Below are 19,455 nucleotides of genomic sequence, written 5' to 3'. Positions count from 1 at the left end.
GTTTATGCATTGATAAGAAAACCTGTATTAAATCTGTCTAAAAAAGCCCGCCAAGATATATCATTACTCCCGTGTAACACTTTGAAATAATGAAAGTTATGCGAAAATTGTTTTACGTCCTGGCGCAACGTGGTCAGAGAGGATGAGCGGTATTGCATTGCAAAGCAAGTGGGCAGGGTAGCACGGCCCAATCACTGCTGCTGGTTTCACAGAAACGGGAGAAATTAATCTAAACCTGTATTACGTATGACTCAGCTCTGAAAGAGAGTGGTAAAGCGTTACCGCTATTCAGAAACAGTAAAGCAGAACGATGAAGGGAAGATAATGACCAGACAGATATCTTTTACAAGATATCTGTCTGCAGAGTAATAAGATAAGGCGGCTATTACATTTTTGCGAATTGTGCAGCCAGATAGTTACCGGTCTGCGTCATAGAAGAAACCAGCGTACTCAGATTGGTAAATTCCGTTTTATACTGCGCCATAATCGTGGTGATTTGGTCGTTAACAGTATTGTATTGATCTGAGAGCTGCTTCAACGACGTATTAATCCCTGTTGTGGCGTTCGAAACGGTACCATTACTCGCCAGCATTTGGTTGAGATTATTCGTCACCTCTGTCGCAAAGCCGGTTGTCTTTCCATCGCCGGTCAGAAACGCTAAAACATCGGCGGGCTGATTCGTCAGCGCATTATTCAGTTTCGTACTGTCCACGGTCAGATCACCTTTATCATCCTGTGTAATGCCCAGTTGAGACAGCTCCTGAATATTACCCGACTGAGGATCAGAAAACTGACTGCGCAGGCTGGTCTGAATATTCATTAACGTGTTATCACCGAGCAGATCGCCATTGTCAGCACTCTGCGCCTGTCCGGCTTGTACAGGCGTATAGTTTGTTTGATCGGCAATGGTCTTTTGCAGCGAATTATACGCATCCACATACGTCTGAATTGCTGTCGACATCGGCGATGTATCTGACGCGATGGATAACGTTTCCGGCGAGCCGGTATTCACTTTATTTAAATTCAGGGTTACACCTTCCGGTGCATCCGTCACAATGTTGCTGCTGCGGGTAATTGATAAACCATTCACTTTTATCTGCGCATCCTGAGCGGCAACCTGTTCTGTCATACCATTATTACTGCCACCACTGCTGTAATTGACATACTGTGCCAACGTTGAGTCGTTGGTACTGACGGTCATTTCATTCGCCGTCCCGCTGTCACGTGCGGTCAGGGACAAATAATAGGTATTGTCGTTCGCCATAATAACGCTGGCGTTTACGCTGCCCTGTTGCTGGTTAATTGCGTCACGAATAGCAGTCAGGCTTGTCTGGTTCTGGTTTAACGTCACGGTCAGCGGGGATTTCTGTCCAGGCTGGCTGATCGTGATCGTGCGGGAAGCCATGCTGCTGTCGCCAAGCTGCGCTGTTTCACTACTGGCTGATTTAGAGAGCAGTGACTGTGACGCGGCCAACTGATCCACTTCAACGGAATAGTTTCCGGCAGCGGCATTGCTGGCAAGCGTGGCGGTAAACGCCGTATTCGTACTGGTGACCTTCGTGGTCGCTATGCTTGATGCGTTTTGCAAAGCCGCAGCGGCTGTCTGCAATTTTGACATTGAACTTTGTACCACGCCCCAGGCTGTCAGTTGCGCATTGTATGACGCCTGCTGTGTGGTAATTGGGGTCAACTGCGCTTCTTCAGCTGACTGTAAATTATCATATAACGTGTTGAGGTCGAGGTTAGTACCAGCGCCAAGTGAGCTTATGCTTGCCATTTTCTTGTCCTGATGAAGTGACACCAGACATGAAGATACAACGCATTAATCAGGCATTTTTCTGATTTTGCGCGTCGTTGCAAATCGGTTTATGGTCATTTCATGACCATCAATTTTTCGTTAAGCTGGTAAAAAAATGTTAACAGCAAAACAGATTGTCATTTTTTTTAGGTCTTTTTATTGAGTGTATTCGTAAACGGGCAAATTAACCCTTTGCTAATCATGAAATTAAATTGCAGTCGTGTTGGCGGTGTCGCTAAACCTGTGCACTTTGACAAGACAAGTACGGTCGTGCAGCTGAAACCTGCTGTGAATAAAACCCCCTGGCGTGACCAGAAGGAAATAGGGCGCTAACTCAAATTATTTCTTATTAAAAAATCATTAAATCCTAATCGATGCATTTGCCTTTTATCTTTCTTTTAGCCCTAAAGTTTTTATTTTTACGGTACTGCTCACTCAACAAAAAAGAATTTTAAAAATCGTTAACGCTTACGTTTGAAATATTTATTTACATCCCCCTGGTGAGGATAAATTGAGGGGACGGTTTCAGATAAGGTAGCACAACGATCTTGTCAGACGTCGTCAACGCCTTTCAGCTGTGGTTCTGGTTGGTGAAAAATCACTGCCACATTGCTCGTGTATATTAGCAGGACCAGCCTTTACTGAAGACGGGCTTGATCCGGTAAAAGCCATGTCAGCGCGCGGTGTCATCAATAACTGTTATTTGTCAGCGCATTGAAGGTTGCTCAACAATGGGGAAGTCTGTGATACATTGCCGCTCTGCCAGCGCGGCAATGATGCAGGCCTGGGCTTAACCGATACGGACTATCTTTCATGAAACGACACGATATTAACTCTTCTTTATTTCGCAGCGCAGGATTCGATCCCACTTCGGGTGTGCTCGAGCTTGAATATCGCAACGGAAGTTGCCGGCGCTGGCTGGCCGTTCCTGCCCGGGTTTACCAGGGATTTTGTGCCGCGGTGGATCCCGATAGTTTTTTCCGCGAAAGCATTGATAACCGTTACTTTTCTATGCATCACAAGCGGGATTCACAGTAACGGACACGCAGAAAAGGCCGCGCTGAGTCTGGAGGGTTGTGCGAAATCCCGCAGCCATATTCAGGTGCGGCTTGAGTAGGGCCGGGCAGGGGTTTTCACGTCGGATAAATCAGGCGGCGCTACAGCGCGAAAAACATGCCTGAGCGGGCTGCATTCGATAACGGCCATGCGCTGTTCGCATGGCCTGTCTGTTATCAGCGCGGTTACATCATTTGCGGTTGGCGAATCGCATTACCTTTCTCGAAGCGTGAGAGCCGGTAGGGCGTCAGGTCCGTATAAACGGGCTTATTCGTTAACATCTGTGCACACATCAGTCCCGCACCGGGTCCGATGGCAAAACCGTGGCCACTAAAGCCTGAGGCAATAAACATGCCGGGGAGCTGACTCACCTGATCAATCACCGGCACCAAATCCGGTGTGGTATCAATCCAGCCGGCCCAGGCATAATCGACTTTGATGCCCTCCAGTTCGGGGAAGACGCGAATCAACTCGGCCAGGCCATCGTGAATGATGCGCTTGTCCGGCGTGGGATCAAGCACCCGGATCTTTTCAAACGGCGAGGGCCTGTCGGGCGACCAGCTTCCAGACGCTTCAGGACCAGAAAAGAATGAACCGTTCAGGCGGATTTTCAGTTTTTTAGCGACCTTGCTGCGGAACATGGGATAAAACTTCGCAGCATAACGGATGTTCTGCGGTGCTAAATCAATCTGGCCAAGGCCCGGAACGGCAACGGTGTAACTGCCGTCCAGACGGCGGCGAAGGCAAAGATTAGGCGTGCTCAGACAGCCTTTGACGACCTCAGGAGCGGCGGTTGTTTTAAATACCGTACCCAGAATATTGGCGGCAGGGAGTTCTACGCCATATTGTCTGCAGAAACGCGAACTCCACGCACCGCCGCAGCAAATTACCCGGCTGGCTTTAACCAGTCCGCGTTCTGTCCAGACGCCAGAAACACGGCCCGCGCTGATATCCAGTGCGCGCACCGCGCAACGCTGAAAAATGCTGGCTCCCAGCTTTTGCGCGCCTTTCGCAATGGCCGGTACCGCCTGCGACGGTTCTGCACGACCATCTGTCGGTGACCATACACCGCCTCGCCATGGAGTTTTGTCCCCAATGCGCTCCTGTGCTTCACGCGCGGAGAGCAACTGGCTGGTAAAGCCAATCTGTTTTGCCTGCTGTCCCCATTTTTCCCAGCGCGCCAGGTCAGCTTCATTTAGCGTGCCATAGAGGATACCGCTGCGCCTGAAGCCCAAATCCATCCCGATTTCACCACTCAGCTCATCCCAGCGCTGCAGGCTTCGCATCGCCATTGGTAACTCATGCAAATCACGGTTCTGTTGACGAACCCAGCCCCAGTTTCGGCCTGACTGTTCACCGGCAATCACACCTTTCTCAAACAGCGCAACAGAAACCCCCTGCTTCGCCAGTTCATATGCCGTTGACGTCCCCACAATCCCACCGCCTATCACAACAACATCAACAGAGGTGGGGAAGACGGAACTGTCACTGACGCTATCGACCTTAATTCGCATGGGTTAACCTTGTTTCAAATATGATGTCGGGGCGGAATATGCATAATCCACAACACGCGGGCTTCAGTGTCGCTGTCGTTAAAAATGTTATGCGGAAGATGACTTTTAAACTGAAAACTGTCGCCCGCTTCGATGAAGGTCGCCTCACCATTCACCTCCAGCGTGAGACGGCCTTCCATAACTACACCTGCTTTTTCACCAATGCCTGTCAGCATTTCTTCCGAACGCGTGCGGGGAGGGATGCTGATATACATAAACTGAATATCATGTTCGCCAGAAGGCGATAACATCGCCTTGGTTATGCCCTGCCTGCCAACTTCAAAATGTGGCCGCTCACGCCAGCGCCGGACATAATGTTCAGCACCGGGTCGCATCTCTTCATTTTGTTCAAGAAAAGCGGTCAGTGGAACATTCAGGACCACGCGAAGTTGCTCAAGCACCCGTACCGTGGGGTTAGCCAGATTGCGCTCAATCTGGCTGATGGCTCCCGCCGACACATTGGCCTGTTCCGCCAGTGCCTTTATGGTCATATTGCGCGACTTGCGTATCTGCTTTAGTCGTAAGCCAATCGTCATCTCGACGGCACTCAGATCCTCTGAGTGCATTAACGCTGTTTTCATCACCATGTTCCTTAAGGTTGCGTGCCTCCGTGCATCAACACGCGATTAAGGCATTCCCCACTTCGCTTTGATTTTTTGCAATGTGCCGTCGGCCTTCATTGCCGTCAGGGCAGTATTAATATCGGCAAGTAGCTTATCGTTCCCTTTTTTCACGCCAAAGGCCATAGGTGCGATATGCTCAGGCTTGTAACCGTCCACCACATGCATACCTTTGTACGCGCCAGATTTTTCCTGGTATTTCATAATCGGGTAATCGTTCATCCCCGCAGCGATACGGCCCAGGGACAGATCGCGCATCATATCTGCCGGACTGTCATACACTTTCACCTCTTTCGCGATACCGCTCTTAATCAGCGCCTGCGTATAATCGGTGCCCGCCATGGTGCCGACGATGTCGCCTTTCAGATCCTGCTGCGAGCGATAGACTTTTTTATTGTCATCACGCACGACCAGCCCCGGTCCAAACGCAGTGACTGGCTGCGAGAACGCAATACGTTTTTCGCGCTCTGGCGTGGGTGTCATCCCGGCCACAATCATATCGATTTTGCCCGCAATTACAGACTGAATCAGCGTCGAGAAAGGCACCGCGGTAAAGTTGATGTCAAGCTTCTGACGTTTGGCCACTTCCGCGGCCACGTCCGGCATGAAGCCTTCAATTTTACCGGTTTTGGTATCCAGAAACGTGGTAGGCGCGCTGGAAGGCGGAGAACCTGCCGTCAGTGGCGCTGCCTGTGCACTGCAAGTGAGGCCAAGGGCAACAGAGAATAAAGCCATGGTAACGTGCGACCGAAGAGACATCACTTACTCCTGATTGACATGTGAACAATTAATTTCACTATAATGAAATTAAATTCCTGCCTGTCAATCTTTTCTTTTCTAAAAATGTTGCGCCTCACAAATTAACACAAAACCCTTTGATTTCCCCATTCAGTGGGCTTTCAATGCACTTTATTACACTAATAAGTTAATGCTATGACGTCATCAGATGAAAAGTTTGACAGTATTTACTGATAAACATATTCATTTAAATGAATTTGAAGCATGACACTCAACACCGGCGGGAGCGCATAATGGACTGGAGCAGCATTCATGTTTACCTTCCCTTTCTTTTGCAAGGGGCTGAAATGACGATTTATATCACGCTACTGTCCTTGCTCATCAGTACGCCGCTGGGGTTGATCTTCGCTGCCGCAAAAATGTGTCCTTTTAAAATCATTTCCTGGCCCGTCAGCGTCATCATTAATATCACTCGCGCACTGCCGATGATTGTGGTGCTGTTCTACATCTATTTCGTTTTTCCCGATATCGGTATTACCCTGACATCCTTTCAGGCCAGCGTCATCGGTATCGCGTTTTGCTTTTCAACCTTCCTGGCCGAGATTTTTCGTTCCGGTATTGAATCGGTGGATCGTGGTCAGCTTGAGGCGGCGCGCTCTATGGGCATGAGCTTCTTTAAAGCGATGCGACGCGTCATTCTGCCTCAGGCTTTTCATGTCGCGCTGCCGCCATACAGCAATACCCTGGTCATGATGCTGAAAGACTCAGCGCTGGCGTCAACGATCGCGGTTACCGAAATGACCCGCCAGGGCCAGCTTCTGGCGGCTTCAACCTTTGATAACACCACAGTGTATACGCTGGTGGCGTTGCTCTACCTGACGTTATGCATGCCGTTGCTGGCTTTTACCAGGCACCTTGAAAATCGCCAGAAAAAAGGAGCATGAGATGATTGAAATTCTTGATGTCCATAAGCGCTTTGGTGCAGTTGAAGTGCTGAAAGGGGTGAGTTTTCGCGTCGAAGAGGGCGAAGTGGTGTGCCTGGTCGGGCCTTCAGGCTCCGGGAAATCGACGGTGCTGCGCTGTATCAACGGGCTGGAAACCTATGAAAGCGGCACCATCCGCGTGCTTGATCAGCATGTTGACAGTAAAAGCAAACGTATCAACGCGCTGCGTCGCCAGATCGGTATGGTTTTTCAACGCTTTAATCTGTTTCCTCACCGTAGCGTGCTGGAAAACGTGATGGAAGGGCCGATTTACGTCAATGGCGAGACACGCAGTAAAGCCGAAAAGATGGCCAAAGAGCTGCTGGAAAGAGTAGGGCTGGGCGACAAAGTTTCCGCCTGGCCGTCGCAGCTTTCCGGTGGTCAGCAGCAGCGCGTAGCGATTGCCCGCACGCTGGCCCTGCAGCCGAAAGCCATTCTTTTTGATGAGCCGACATCCGCGCTGGACCCAGAACTGGTCGGCGAAGTGCTGCAGGTTATGCGCAACCTGGCCCAGCAGGGAATGACCATGATCGTGGTAACGCATGAGATGCAGTTTGCAAGAGAGGTCGCCGATCGCGTGTGTTTCCTGCACAGTGGACAGATTGTAGAGCAGGGTCATGCGGATGAGGTGCTGCTGCGGCCTCAGGAAGCGCGCACGCAGGATTTCCTGCGCCGCGTACTGGGCAACACAGGCGTGCAGAGTCTGATGAATACCTAATTCAAACGAAACGTTTGATCGGGCTTCGCTAGCCATTCAGCAGAGATGAGCGGCCCTGCCTGTCACCCGACGCTGCGTCGAGCAAAATCTCTGGCAATCTTTCGCTGAGGCGTCGGTACAAACGCCCCCGCACAGGCGATTAAGCCCGCATCTGAATGCCTTCAGTAATGATGTGCTGAAGGTTTTTTACCGTCTGGTCGAAAAACGCCGGATCGCTGAGCGTTTTACCGGTGATTGCCTCAACCTGCACGCTAAAATCGGCGTAATGCTGCGTCGTTGCCCACAGCATAAAAATCAACTGCATTGGATCGACGGGGGCAATGCGCTCATCTTTAATCCAGCCCCGAATGACATCGCATTTCTCTTCTACCAGGGTTTTCAGGCCGCCCCCCAGCTCCTGTTTCAGCAACGGCGCGCCCTGAACCATCTCCAGGCAAAAAAGTCGCGAAGCCTGCGGATGATCGCGGGACACACAGAGTTTCAGGCGAATATATTCTCTTATGGCTTCCAGTGGATGCTGATCGGGCTGTAAGGCCTTTAACGGTGCCAGCCAGATATCCAGCAGTCCTTTCAGCACATCAATATAGAGCGCTTCTTTTGTCGGGAAGTAATAAAAGAGGTTGGTTTTCGAGACGTCAGCCCGTTCTGCAACCTGCTCCAGCCGGGTGCCGTGAAAGCCATAGAGTGAAAAAAATTCCAGTGCGGCGGTCATGATAGCGCCACGTTTGGCAGCAACCGCCCGCGAGCGTCGCGTTGTGGTTTTGGAACCTGGGCTAACGGATTTTTGCTCTCCGGCGGCAGCGTGCGGGTGTTCGACCAATGGCTTCACAACATCTCCTGAGACAAACAGCAAGGCGTGAATGATAACAAATGGGGGCAGGGGCGACTATCGTAACGCTCATTATTCACGCGCTCTGAAATCAACAGTTGAGCGATTTGCACCCTTTTTGCTCAATCTTGCCTGTTATCTGTGCAGTTATTTTTGAACAACGGGTCCGAAACGGACCGTTTGCTCCAGTTATCTTCCATTCAAACTTTCAACCCTATGAAAAGGTTATTTATTTTAAAACTGGCACCCGCTTTGCAAAGACTCTTGCGTCTGGAGATTTCAGCACGGTGCAATTCGGAACCCGCAGGACGCACTCAAGCCGCGCAGAGATTTTCGTAAGCCCTTGTATTGGTACGTATTACTTTTAATCGAGGTGAGCGATGAAAATCGGTGTCTTTATTCCTATCGGCAACAACGGTTGGTTAATTTCAGAAACTGCACCGCAGTACAAACCGACTTTCGACCTGAACAAAACCATCGTGCAAAAAGCGGAGCACTACCATTTCGATTTTGCGCTTTCCATGATTAAACTGCGCGGCTTCGGTGGTAAAACCGAATTTTGGGAACACAATATGGAGTCGTTCACGCTGATGGCCGGACTGGCCGCCGTGACCTCTCGCATCCAACTTTACGCCACGGCCGCTACGCTGGTGATGCCGCCGGCGATCGTCGCGCGCATGGCCGCCACCATTGATTCCATCTCTAACGGCCGTTTCGGTGTCAACGTTGTCACCGGCTGGCAAAAACCCGAGTACGAGCAAATGGGCATGTGGCCGGGCGATGACTATTTTACCCGCCGCTATGATTACCTGACCGAATACGTGAGCGTGCTGCGCGATCTGTGGGGCACCGGCCACTGCACGCTCGACGGCGAATTCTTCAAAATGGACGACTGCCGCGTCAGTCCGCGACCGCAAAGCGAGATGAAAGTGATCTGCGCCGGGCAAAGTGATGCAGGCATGGCGTTTTCTGCCAGACATGCCGACTTTAATTTCTGCTTCGGCAAGGGCGTCAATACACCAACGGCCTTCGCGCCAACCGCCGCCCGCATGAAAAAAGCGGCAGAGGCTGAAAACCGCGACGTATCTTCTTATGTGCTGTTCATGGTCATCGCCGATGAAACCGATGAGGCCGCGCGCGCCAAATGGGAGCGGTATAAAGCCGGGGCTGACGCCGAGGCGCTCGCGTGGCTGACCGATCAGAGCAGCAAGGACACCCAATCCGGCAGCGATACCAATGTCCGTCAGATGGCGGATCCCACCTCAGCGGTCAACATCAATATGGGCACACTGGTCGGCTCCTGGGCCAGCGTCGCCAGAATGCTCGATGAAATCGACACCGTGCCCGGCGCTGGCGGCGTCCTGCTGACCTTTGACGACTTCGTTGAGGGCATCGAAAACTTTGGCCGCTACATTCAGCCATTAATGAAAACCCGCCAGCACATCGGCATTGCGCAGAAAGAGGTCGCATAATGAACGTTGTTGAGAATCCGTCAGTGGTCCGCCGCGAACCCCACAATACCGGCGAGGAAACGGTCCTCACAGCCCGTCCTGAAGCCATCGCTTTTACCCCGCAGCAAACTGCGCTGATTGTCGTGGATATGCAAAATGCCTATGCGTCACAGGGCGGTTACCTGGATCTGGCGGGCTTTGATGTCTCTGCCACCGCGCCGGTGATCGCCAATATTAAAGTGGCGATTGCCGCCGCACGCGCGGCGGGCATCAAAGTGATTTTCTTCCAGAACGGCTGGGATAATCAGTATGTCGAAGCCGGCGGTGCGGGGTCGCCGAACTTCCATAAATCCAATGCGCTAAAAACCATGCGCAAACGCCCGGAGCTGATGGGCAAACTGCTGGCAAAAGGCGACTGGGATTACGATCTGGTCGATGAGCTTCAGCCGCAGCCGGGCGATATTGTGCTGCCCAAACCCCGTTACAGCGGCTTCTTTAATACCCAGCTCGACAGTTTGCTGCGCAGCTATGGCATTCATCATCTGGTGTTTACCGGCATCGCCACGAATGTCTGCGTGGAATCCACCCTGCGCGATGGCTTTTTCCTGGAATATTTTGGCGTCGTACTGGAAGACGCGACGCACCAGGCCGGTCCGGAATTCGCACAGAAAGCCGCAATTTATAACATTGAAACCTTTTTTGGCTGGGTCTCTAACGTGCGTCAGTTCTGTGACGCTGTTGGCTACAAAACTGAACAACACGCGGCCTGACCGCTTTTACAAAGGACAATCAACGATGCCTAAAAGCGCCATTATTCCCGCTGGCAGTGGAGTGCCACTGGCACCTTTTGTTCCGGGCACGCTCGCCGATGGCGTGGTGTACGTTTCCGGGACGCTGCCGTTTGATAAAGACAACAACGTGGTGCACGTTGGCGATGCCGCGGCACAAACCCGTCACGTTCTGGAGATCATCAAAAACGTGATTGAAACCGCAGGCGGCACAATGGAGGACGTCACCATGAATTCCATCTTTATCACCGACTGGGCCAATTACGGGGCAATCAATCAGGTCTACGCCGAGTATTTTCCCGGTGAAAAACCCGCGCGTTTCTGTATTCAGTGCGGGCTGGTAAAGCCGGATGCCCTGATTGAGATTGCAACGATTGCCCACATCGGCAAGTAATCGGTTTACCAGCATCTGTTCTGATAACCCTGAGGAAACAGCATGTATTACAAGGTATTAGGTAAAGATAATGCCGATGCAGACACGGTCGTGCTCTCTTCAGGGCTGGGCGGTTCCGGCAGTTTCTGGCAGCCGCAACTGCCTGTACTGACACAGTATTTTCGCGTGGTGATTTATGACCAGCACGGCACGGGCCTGAGTCAGGGCACCGTTCCGGCCGGTTACCGCATGGAGGATATGGCCGATGAGCTGGCGGGCATGCTCAATGGGCTGGATATCCGCCGCTGCCATCTGGTCGGTCACGCACTCGGCGGCATCGTTGGCCTGCATCTTGCACTGCGTTATCCGGCCTTACTGCAAAGTCTGGTGGTCATCAACGGATGGGCAACGCTCGACAGCCAGACGCGTCGCTGCTTTGAGGTCCGCCAGAACCTGCTGCTTAACAGCGGGGTGGATGCGTATGTTCAGGCGCAGCCCCTGTTTCTGTATCCGGGCGACTGGCTTTCTGAACATGAGGCGTTATTACAGGAAGAGCGCCAGCATCAGGTGGCGCATTTTCAGGGAATGGAAAATCTGCTGCATCGCTTACAGGCGCTGATGACGTCTGACCTGGCCGCCTCGCTCGACGGGGTGATCGCACCGACGCTGGCGCTGAGCTGTAAAGACGATTTGCTGGTGCCCTGGCAGCGCTCGGCCGATCTCGCTGCCCGTCTTCCTCTGGGGGAGCACCAGCAAATGCAGTATGGCGGTCACGCCATGAGTGTGACCGACCCCGATACGTTTAACCCGATTTTACTGGACTGGCTGCGGCGGCATGCCTTTCATGCAGCTGACATCGTGTCCGAGCCCTTTTCAACGGAGATATCATGGCCGAAGCCTTAACCGCCAGCGCCCTGGCAACCCTGTTCACCGACGCCCGCACCCATAACGGCTGGCTGGATAAACCGGTGACCCATGAACAGCTGGAAACGATTTACGCGTTGGCGCGTATGGGGCCAACATCTGCAAACTGCAGCCCGGTGCGCATTGTGTTTATCCAGAGTCAGGCAGCCAAAGAGAAACTGGCACCGGCGCTGTCCAGCGGCAATCTGAAAAAAACTCTGACTGCACCGGTGACGGCGATCATTGCCTGGGATCCTGCGTTTTATGAATTACTGCCCGAACTGTTTCCCTCCGGCGATGCGCGTTCGTGGTTCACCTCCAGCCCGCAGCTGGCGCACGATACGGCATTTCGCAACAGCAGTCTGCAGGCAGCCTATCTGATTATGGCCTGCCGCTCACTCGGACTGGACACCGGACCGATGTCTGGTTTCGACAATGCGAAAGTGGATGAAACCTTCCTGGCGCAGACGGGCTGGAAATCCAACTTTCTCATCAACATCGGTTACGGCGACAGCAGCAAACTGTATCCGCGCGCACCGCGTCTTGACTTTGACCGCGCCTGCCGCGTGCTGTAAGCACCCTGTTTCATTATGAGGACACGAGCATGCAATCCACTCTGAACGCCACACAGCCCGCAACCGCTGCTAAACAGGCTGCCGTTGAAAAGCAAGAGTTCCGCGATGCGATGGCGCACCTGGGTTCCGCCGTCAACATCATCACCACAGACGGGGCAGGTGGACGGGCCGGTTTTACCGCCTCTGCGGTATGCAGCGTGACCGATACGCCACCGACGTTGCTGGTATGTCTGAACCGCGCGGCCTCTGTCCATGCGGCGTTTACGCAAAACCAGGTGCTGTGCGTTAACACGCTCTCAGACGGTCATGCGTCGCTGTCCAATCTGTTCGGCGGAAAGACACCGATGGATGCGCGTTTCGCGGCCGCTGACTGGGCCAGCCTTGCCACCGGATCGCCGATCCTCACCGATGCGCTGGTGTCGTTTGACTGCAACATTACGCAGATCACCAGCGTCGGCACCCACGATATTTTGTTTTGTGAAGTCGTTGCTATTCAGCGCAACGACAACGGCCATGGACTGGTGTATTTCGACCGGCGCTATCACCCACTGATGCGTCAGACAGCCTGTTAACTCACTCCTCTCAACTTAGTAAGGGTCGTGCATGGCAAATACCTGGTTTCCACAATGGCGTAAAAGAGAAGGCAATCTGGATGGCGTCGTCATCGCGCCGGATGAACGGCTGCCGTCAGGCACGACGATCGTTATGGGATTGCAACATACGGTAGCGATGTTTGGCGCCACGGTCCTCATGCCCTTACTGATGGGTTTTGACGCTAATATGGCCATCCTGATGTCGGGGATCGGTACCTTACTGTTCTTCCTGGTGGTAGGCGGCCGCGTACCGAGTTACCTCGGGTCCAGTGCCGCCTTCGTCGGACTGGTTATCGCGATAACCGGCTACAGTGGTCAGGGTGCGAATCCCAATATCGGTGTGGCCCTTGGCGGGATAATTGCCTGCGGCCTGCTCTATATGGTGATCGGTTTTATCGTAATGGCGGTTGGCACGCGGTGGATTGAACGTCTGATGCCGCCCGTCGTGACCGGTGCCGTGGTCATGGCGATTGGGCTAAACCTCGCGCCGATTGCGATTCACAGCGTCTCCGCCTCCTCGTTTGACAGCTGGATGGCCGTAATGACCGTGCTTTGCATCGGTTCGGTAGCCGTATTCACCCGCGGTCTGGTGCAGCGCCTGTTGCTGTTACTGGGGCTGGTAGCCGCTTATCTGATTTATATGGTCATCACAAACGGCCTTGGACTGGGCACGCCAGTGGATTTTAGCGCGGTCGCTCAGGCAACCTGGTTTGGCGCACCAACCGTTACGACGCCGGTATTCAGCGCGCATGCCATGCTGATGATCGCGCCGGTCGCGGTAATCCTTGTCGCAGAAAATCTCGGCCATATTAAAGCGGTGGCTGGTATGACCGGTAAAAACCTTGATCCCTACATGGGCCGAGCGTTTGTCGGTGATGGCCTGGCGACGATGCTGTCCGCCTCCGCAGGCGGAACGGGCGTGACAACCTATGCAGAAAACATAGGTGTTATGGCTGTCACCAAAATTTACTCCACGCTGATTTTCGTCGCCGCGGCGGTTATTGCCATTGTGCTGGGCTTCTCACCTAAATTTGGCGCACTGATCCACACCATTCCCGGCCCGGTGCTCGGCGGCGCATCCATTGTGGTATTTGGGCTGATTGCCGTGGCAGGTGCCCGCATCTGGGTACAAAACCACGTCGACCTGGGGCTGAACGGCAACCTTATCATGGTCGCGGTCACGCTGGTTTTAGGCGCAGGCAATTTTACCCTGACGCTCGGCAGCTTCAGCATGGGCGGGATCGGCACTGCGACCTTCGGGGCGATTTTGCTGAATGCATTTTTGAGCCGAAGCAAAATGGCAAGCGCACAGCCAGGGGTGAAGACGGAGGCGGTGGTGAAGGAGTAAACCGGGATCTTTTCCTCAGCCGGAGAAGCAGGAAGGGCGGAGCGGGCCGGAACGACAACCGGGTGTTTTTTACGTACCCGTAAAGCATCATGCAGGAGATGCGCGGCTTACAGACAATGGAGTCGCCGAGGTAAAGCGCCTGCTTGCCATCGCGCAGGCAACAAAGAGGCTAAGCCAGTGAAACAGGGCTGTGCTCCGTACAGGGGAGCATCAGCCCAACTCCATAAGAGGTTTTCGCAAAAAACCATGGGTTTCCAGGCAACTTACCTCAGTCGTCACGTTGAATGCTTTCCTCATGGACATTACTGCCCACCGTTTTCCCGTTTTGATTCTCAATGCGATAACGGATCTTAACGTTATGAAAATTTTGAGGCGTAACCGTTATTTCCTTCACCATCTGACCTGAATCAGGCGGCAGGGTCAGCGTTTCGCTCCCTTTGGCAAGCACCTCTCCCTTTTGGGATACCTGCCACTTCAGTTGACATGCAGTACAGGCATTCCAGGTATCATTAATTGCCCAGAGCCGCACCATCGCCTCACTTCCCTTACGCCATGTGGCGGTAACGGGTTCGATAGAGGGGAGAACAGGCTGATAGGCTGTTTGCAAGGCGTAATAACCCGCTTTCGGCTGGCGCAGATAATCCACCACGCCCCAGTTAATTGAGGGCCAGGTTTCAACAAACATGAAATGGAAGAGGGCCGTCACCGGTTGATAACGCTGTCGCCGATAGCTCTCTACAGCCAGGGAGACCAGTTTTGCCTGATAGCGTTGCGTATTGGCTATCATCTCCTGAATATTCGAACCGCGTGAAATCCCGGCAAACTTAAATGTCTGTAAAGGCTGGAAATTATGATACTTCCAGAACGTCCAGCCCGGATCGTCCGCAGCAGTCGTCTTTGGCCATAACAAGCTGGCTGGGATAATCGTTTTCAGCGTTGAAAGTTGCGGTAGCGCCTGCGCACCAAACTCTGTCACCACTGCGGTTTTAGCCGGGGCAAGCAGATCGCGCAGCGTACCAAAATACCATCCTGCCCAGTAGTGTTCTTCCACGGCGGAAAAACGGTGCACAATACGGGAGGTATCTTCAGCCAGCGTATCCGCGACCTTCTGCGTCAGCGTGCGGTTCAGTGTTTTATTCCAGTCGGGGAACCGCTTTTCCATCCAGGGCGAATTCCACGGCGGCTCGTTGTGCCCGCCCCAGACGATAATGGCCGGGGAATTACCAAACTGCTCGACCATCTCACGGGTCTGACGTACTGCATTGTCCGTAAATGCCACGCTGTCATCGTATCCCCATTGCAGCGGTACATCCTGCCAGATCATCAGCCCCATTTCATCGGCGACATCGTAAAGCGGACGGCCGGCTACGTGTCCGTGGACGCGAATGGCGTTGGCATTCATCGCCTGTACCAGCGCAAAATCCCGACGATACTTTTCCCGTGTCATGGTTCCTAACCACGGTGAACCGATATAATTGCTTCCCTTTATAAAGAGTCGCCTGTCATTAATCAGCCAGCCTTTGTTATCGGGTTGCTCTTCCAGTTTGCGTAACCCTGTTCGGATGACCCTGGTATCCATCAGCCCCTGGCTGTCACGCAGTGAGGCGCGAACACGGTACAGATTTGGCTTGCCGGTGCCGACCGGCCACCATAACTTTGCTCCTTTCATGGGCAGAGTTATGCGCAAGGACTGTTGCTCACCCGTCGCGTGATTCAGCGTGATCGGAAAATCGTGCTGAAAAGTCTGGCCGTTAAAGTTATCGGGTACCGCTGTCAGGCGCACAGTAGCAGGTCCGGCAGTGGTGGCCCGGTAACGAATTTCCGCCGATAATGCCGGGTTTTCCAGTCCTTCACGCCAGTCCGGACGCAGGATCACTTCATCAATCGTTACACCACGGCTCATATGCAGCTTCACCGGTGCCCAGATACCGCCAGAGTTCGCATCCTGTCCCTGTAAAGACCATGCACCGCCAGGTCGGGTGTCATGCTGATTAAGCACCCCTTTTATAAGCGTTTTATGTAACGGCCACACTTTTTGAGGATCTTCATAGGGACTGTCGACCCGGATGGCGAGCTGGTTATGACGACGCAGGGTGCTGCTGACATCAACAGCAAAACGCTGGAAATAGCCTTCGTGGTGGGTCAATGGCTTTCCATTAAGCGTCACATCAGCAAAGTAATCGATACCGTCGAAAACGAGCGTGGCCATGGTACCGGGTTCGGATTCAGGAAGATCAAACTCATGTCGATACCACAATGCTCCCTGATGATCGTAACCCGCGCTATACCAGTTAGCCGGAACCTTTAACCTGCGCCAGTCACTGGCAGGCACGTCCGCGCCCCTGAAGGTGCGGTCGTTCGCATCATGGACTCGCCAGTTTCCCGCAAGTGACCAGGTGACCGGTAGATCCATTGCCTGCGCTTGTGGGAGGCAGATGAGCAAAAGAAGAAGGTTACGGATCATGGCTGTCCTCCTGTTTCCTGTGTTGTAGCCAGGACGTGATGCGACGGAATTCCTCGTTCAGGTCGTTTTGCAGGGACTTGAGCGCATGTTGTTCCAGCGATGAGGCCTGACTCTCAAGGTATTGCAGTAACTGCGCCAGGCGGGTGAAATCGAGTGTGACGGCTTCACCGCGAAGTTTATGTGCTGCCCGACGTAACGTCTCACGATCATTGTTTTCCATTGCCTTGCGCAGCGTCTCGGTGGTTTCTTCGATTGCTTCCCTGAACAGCGACAGTAATTCCTCAACCAGAGCAGGGTCATCGGCGCACTGTTTAAGCAGTCGGGCCTCATCAGGTAAACCTTCCTGATCACGCGTATATATGCGGGTAATTTCGTCATGAAGCGCATCCTGACTGACAGGCTTGGCGAGATAGCCATCGAACCCCATTGCCAGACAGCGCTCTCTGTCGCCCTGCATAGCATGCGCGGTCATCACGATGGCTGGCTGACGGGGACGGCCAAGCAATACTTCCTCTTGTCGTAACAGCTGGATCGCCTTTTCTCCATCCATTTCCGGCATCTGCAGATCAATAAAGAGAATGTCCCAGCGTTCTGCTCGCCAGCGGTCAAGTGCAGCCTGTCCATCGCCAACCACTTCACAGTGATGTCCCAGGCGTTCAAGCAAACGTCTGGCGACTTTCTGATTCACCAGATTATCTTCAGCCAGCAACACACGCAGTCCCTGCGAGGTGTTCGGTGAAACGGTAGAAGGCTGCACCGGCTCGACAATCGGGACGGGTTTAAGGGCGCTTGCAATTGCCTGATGCAACTCGTGCTGGGCGACGGGTTTGTGCAAATAGTGGGATATGCCGATTCGTTTGAGCATTTTGGGGTCAAAATGGCGGCTCATTGAGCTAAGCATAATAATCTTGCTCTGGGCCGTCTGTGGCAAAACCGATAACTCAAGGCCCAACGAAATGCCATCCATGTCCGGCATTTGCGCATCGATGAGGATCAGTGGCCAGAATACTTCTCCGGCGGCAAGCTGTAAGGCCTTACTGGCATTATTCACACACGTCGGGTTCAGTCCCATCTGACGGAGCATGGTATCCACTAACCGCAGGTTAGTGCTGTTATCATCCACGACCAGCACGCATTCGCCATTAAACCGAACGCCAGATGCGCGTTCTGTAAGCGGCGAGTGTTGCCCCTCCAGCGGTAGCGTAAACGTAAATTCGCTCCCAACGCCGGGCTTACTCTCCACCTCCAGATTTCCCCCCATCAGCGCAACCAGCCGGGCGGAAATGGTTAGCCCCAGCCCTGTTCCACCATAACGCCGCGTCGTAGAACTGTCTGCCTGGCTGAACGCTTCAAAGATGGCCTGTTGTTTCTCTGCAGGTATGCCAATACCACTGTCGCGAATACGAAAACGCCAGTGGTCTTCACTGGCCGCGGGCTCTATCGCCAGCAGGACTTCGCCGTGATGGGTAAATTTAAGCGCGTTGCCTAGCAGGTTTGTGAGGATTTGACGCAGTCGGGGGCCGTCCACCTTCAGCACGTCCGGGACTGCAGGCGCAATATCCACCAGAAGCTCTATCCCTTTTTCACTAGCGGCAGGCATATGTGGGCGAATCAACGACTGAATAAAGGGCCGAATTTCCAGCAACTCTTCGTCCATGATGACCTTGCCCGACTCAATGCGCGAGAAATCCAGAATGTCATTAATGATATGTAGCAACGACTGGGCCGAACTCATGACCAGCGAAAGGTACTCACGCTGCTCAGGGCTCAGCGGGGTGTCCAGACAGAGCTGTGTCATCCCGAGGATACCGTTCATCGGTGTCCGAATTTCATGACTCATATTAGCCAGAAACGCACTTTTGGCTTCATTGGCTTCGCGGGCGACGCGGGCGGCATCAATTGCAAGCAGTTCTGCTTCCTTCCGGCGGGTAATATCCTGCAACGTACCAATCACCCTTTCGGCTTCCTGCTGAATGGTTAAGGTCACCACCTGCCCGGAGAGCAGCATCCATCGCCAGCCTTCCGTCTGATGCAGGACGCGGATTTCACATTCAAATACAGGCCGGTGATCCTGTTTCGATGACATCATCGCCTGTCGCAGCGATGCGCGGTCCTCTTCATGCACCAGATTGAGCAAAAAACGCAGCGGATAACGCCATTGCGAGCGTGACTGCCCCACCATTGCCAGCAATGTATCATTTACCTGCAGGCTGTCATGAGAGACGTGCCAGTCCCAAATGCCGATCCGGATTGACTCGGCCGTCAGTAAAAAATCATTGTGCAGCAGATGACGTGAGCGCTGTGCTTCATCAAGCTCGGTGACATCCGTATGCAGACTGACAATGCCTCCTTCAGGAAGGCGTTGATGCTGTACATAAAGACGGCGTTTTCCGGATTGCCTGACTTCGCAATGGTTATCCTGACGACAATTACGGAGGGTGGCGTCCCGTAGCGTCTGACGACGACTGGAGTCGATGTAATAACCCGCTTCAATAAATTTCTCTACCAGCGTTTCGAGAGACGCGCCTGCCTCCAGCCACGGTGCAATCACCGGATAAAAGAGCGAAACTTTATCGTTCCACACCAGCAGGCGTTCGGCCCGATCGTAAATCATGATCGCACAAGGCAGCGCATCAGGCTCAAAACGGGATGAAGTTCCCATCGC

At 53.2% G+C, this 19,455-nt stretch carries 17 protein-coding genes; 10 read left to right on the top strand and 7 right to left on the bottom strand.

Translation table 11 applies throughout. The features are described from left to right. Positions 1-385 precede the first annotated feature (385 nt). Positions 386-1,777, bottom strand: coding sequence for a flagellar filament capping protein FliD (fliD, locus tag C7434_RS17860; protein ID WP_033742492.1), 1,392 nt, complete (start codon positions 1,775-1,777; stop codon positions 386-388). Between the two features lie 834 nt (positions 1,778-2,611). Here fliD and C7434_RS17855 point away from each other — a divergent pair. Further along, positions 2,612-2,836, top strand: coding sequence for a KTSC domain-containing protein (locus tag C7434_RS17855; protein ID WP_006121926.1), 225 nt, complete (start codon positions 2,612-2,614; stop codon positions 2,834-2,836). A 203-nt stretch (positions 2,837-3,039) separates the two neighbouring features. On the opposite strand, the gene C7434_RS17850 is transcribed toward C7434_RS17855, so the two are convergent. From C7434_RS17850 to C7434_RS17840, 3 genes are read right to left on the bottom strand one after another with little or no spacing between them, the layout of a single operon-like run. Beyond that, positions 3,040-4,368, bottom strand: a complete 1,329-nt coding sequence (locus tag C7434_RS17850) for an FAD-binding oxidoreductase (RefSeq protein WP_033742493.1) — start codon at positions 4,366-4,368, stop codon at positions 3,040-3,042. Between the two features lie 14 nt (positions 4,369-4,382). Continuing rightward, entirely contained in the window at positions 4,383-4,988 is a 606-nt protein-coding gene (locus C7434_RS17845) for a cupin domain-containing protein (RefSeq protein WP_006121924.1), read from the bottom strand. A gap of 45 nt (positions 4,989-5,033) precedes the next feature. Beyond that, positions 5,034-5,786, bottom strand: a complete 753-nt coding sequence (locus tag C7434_RS17840) for an ABC transporter substrate-binding protein (protein ID WP_006121922.1) — start codon at positions 5,784-5,786, stop codon at positions 5,034-5,036. Positions 5,787-6,058: 272 nt separating this feature from the next. On the opposite strand from C7434_RS17840, the gene C7434_RS17835 reads away from it, so the two are divergent. Then, entirely contained in the window at positions 6,059-6,709 is a 651-nt protein-coding gene (locus tag C7434_RS17835) for an amino acid ABC transporter permease (protein ID WP_006121921.1), read from the top strand. A 1-nt stretch (position 6,710) separates the two neighbouring features. After that, on the top strand, positions 6,711-7,466 hold the full coding sequence (locus tag C7434_RS17830) for an amino acid ABC transporter ATP-binding protein (RefSeq protein WP_006121920.1): 756 nt from the start codon (positions 6,711-6,713) through the stop codon (positions 7,464-7,466). Positions 7,467-7,605: 139 nt separating this feature from the next. On the opposite strand, the gene rutR is transcribed toward C7434_RS17830, so the two are convergent. Next, entirely contained in the window at positions 7,606-8,295 is a 690-nt protein-coding gene (gene rutR / locus C7434_RS17825; RefSeq protein WP_006121919.1) for an HTH-type transcriptional regulator RutR, read from the bottom strand. Between the two features lie 380 nt (positions 8,296-8,675). On the opposite strand from rutR, the gene rutA reads away from it, so the two are divergent. The 7 genes from rutA to rutG are packed head-to-tail and all read left to right on the top strand — an operon-like array spanning position 8,676 to position 14,326. Then, positions 8,676-9,767 (top strand): pyrimidine utilization protein A, encoded by a 1,092-nt coding sequence (rutA, locus tag C7434_RS17820; protein ID WP_033742497.1) that lies wholly within the window; start codon positions 8,676-8,678, stop codon positions 9,765-9,767. Continuing rightward, a complete protein-coding gene (gene rutB, locus C7434_RS17815) occupies positions 9,767-10,516 on the top strand; it encodes a pyrimidine utilization protein B (RefSeq protein ID WP_006121917.1) in 750 nt (249 codons plus the stop codon). The genes rutA and rutB overlap by 1 nt, the downstream gene beginning before the upstream one ends. 25 nt (positions 10,517-10,541) lie before the next feature. Further along, complete coding sequence (gene rutC, locus C7434_RS17810) at positions 10,542-10,928, top strand: pyrimidine utilization protein C (RefSeq protein ID WP_006121916.1); 387 nt, start codon at positions 10,542-10,544, stop codon at positions 10,926-10,928. 42 nt (positions 10,929-10,970) lie between these two features. Then, entirely contained in the window at positions 10,971-11,810 is an 840-nt protein-coding gene (rutD, locus tag C7434_RS17805) for a pyrimidine utilization protein D (RefSeq protein ID WP_033742500.1), read from the top strand. Then, positions 11,795-12,385, top strand: a complete 591-nt coding sequence (locus C7434_RS17800) for a malonic semialdehyde reductase (RefSeq protein ID WP_006121913.1) — start codon at positions 11,795-11,797, stop codon at positions 12,383-12,385. The genes rutD and C7434_RS17800 overlap by 16 nt, the downstream gene beginning before the upstream one ends. Before the next feature lie 29 nt (positions 12,386-12,414). Beyond that, positions 12,415-12,957, top strand: a complete 543-nt coding sequence (rutF, locus tag C7434_RS17795; RefSeq protein WP_039339420.1) for an NADH-dependent FMN reductase RutF — start codon at positions 12,415-12,417, stop codon at positions 12,955-12,957. Between the two features lie 31 nt (positions 12,958-12,988). After that, positions 12,989-14,326 carry a pyrimidine utilization transport protein G gene (gene rutG, locus C7434_RS17790; protein WP_133745744.1) on the top strand — a complete coding sequence of 446 codons (1,338 nt, stop codon included), beginning with the start codon at positions 12,989-12,991 and terminating at the stop codon, positions 14,324-14,326. A gap of 268 nt (positions 14,327-14,594) precedes the next feature. Here rutG and C7434_RS17785 read toward each other — a convergent pair whose 3' ends face one another. Next, entirely contained in the window at positions 14,595-16,790 is a 2,196-nt protein-coding gene (locus tag C7434_RS17785) for a glycoside hydrolase family 2 TIM barrel-domain containing protein (RefSeq protein WP_133745743.1), read from the bottom strand. Beyond that, the gene (locus C7434_RS17780) at positions 16,780-19,452 is read right to left on the bottom strand and encodes a response regulator (RefSeq protein WP_133745742.1); all 2,673 of its coding nucleotides are present in this window, start codon (positions 19,450-19,452) and stop codon (positions 16,780-16,782) included. The genes C7434_RS17785 and C7434_RS17780 overlap by 11 nt, the downstream gene beginning before the upstream one ends. Between the last annotated feature and the right edge of the window lie 3 nt (positions 19,453-19,455).

Origin of the sequence: Pantoea sp. PNA 14-12 (genome assembly GCF_004364735.1) — a bacterium.
GTDB classification, from domain to species: domain Bacteria; phylum Pseudomonadota; class Gammaproteobacteria; order Enterobacterales; family Enterobacteriaceae; genus Pantoea; species Pantoea stewartii.
The sequence above is the reverse complement of the archived record's forward strand: the minus strand, read 5'-3'. Positions and strand labels throughout refer to the sequence as shown.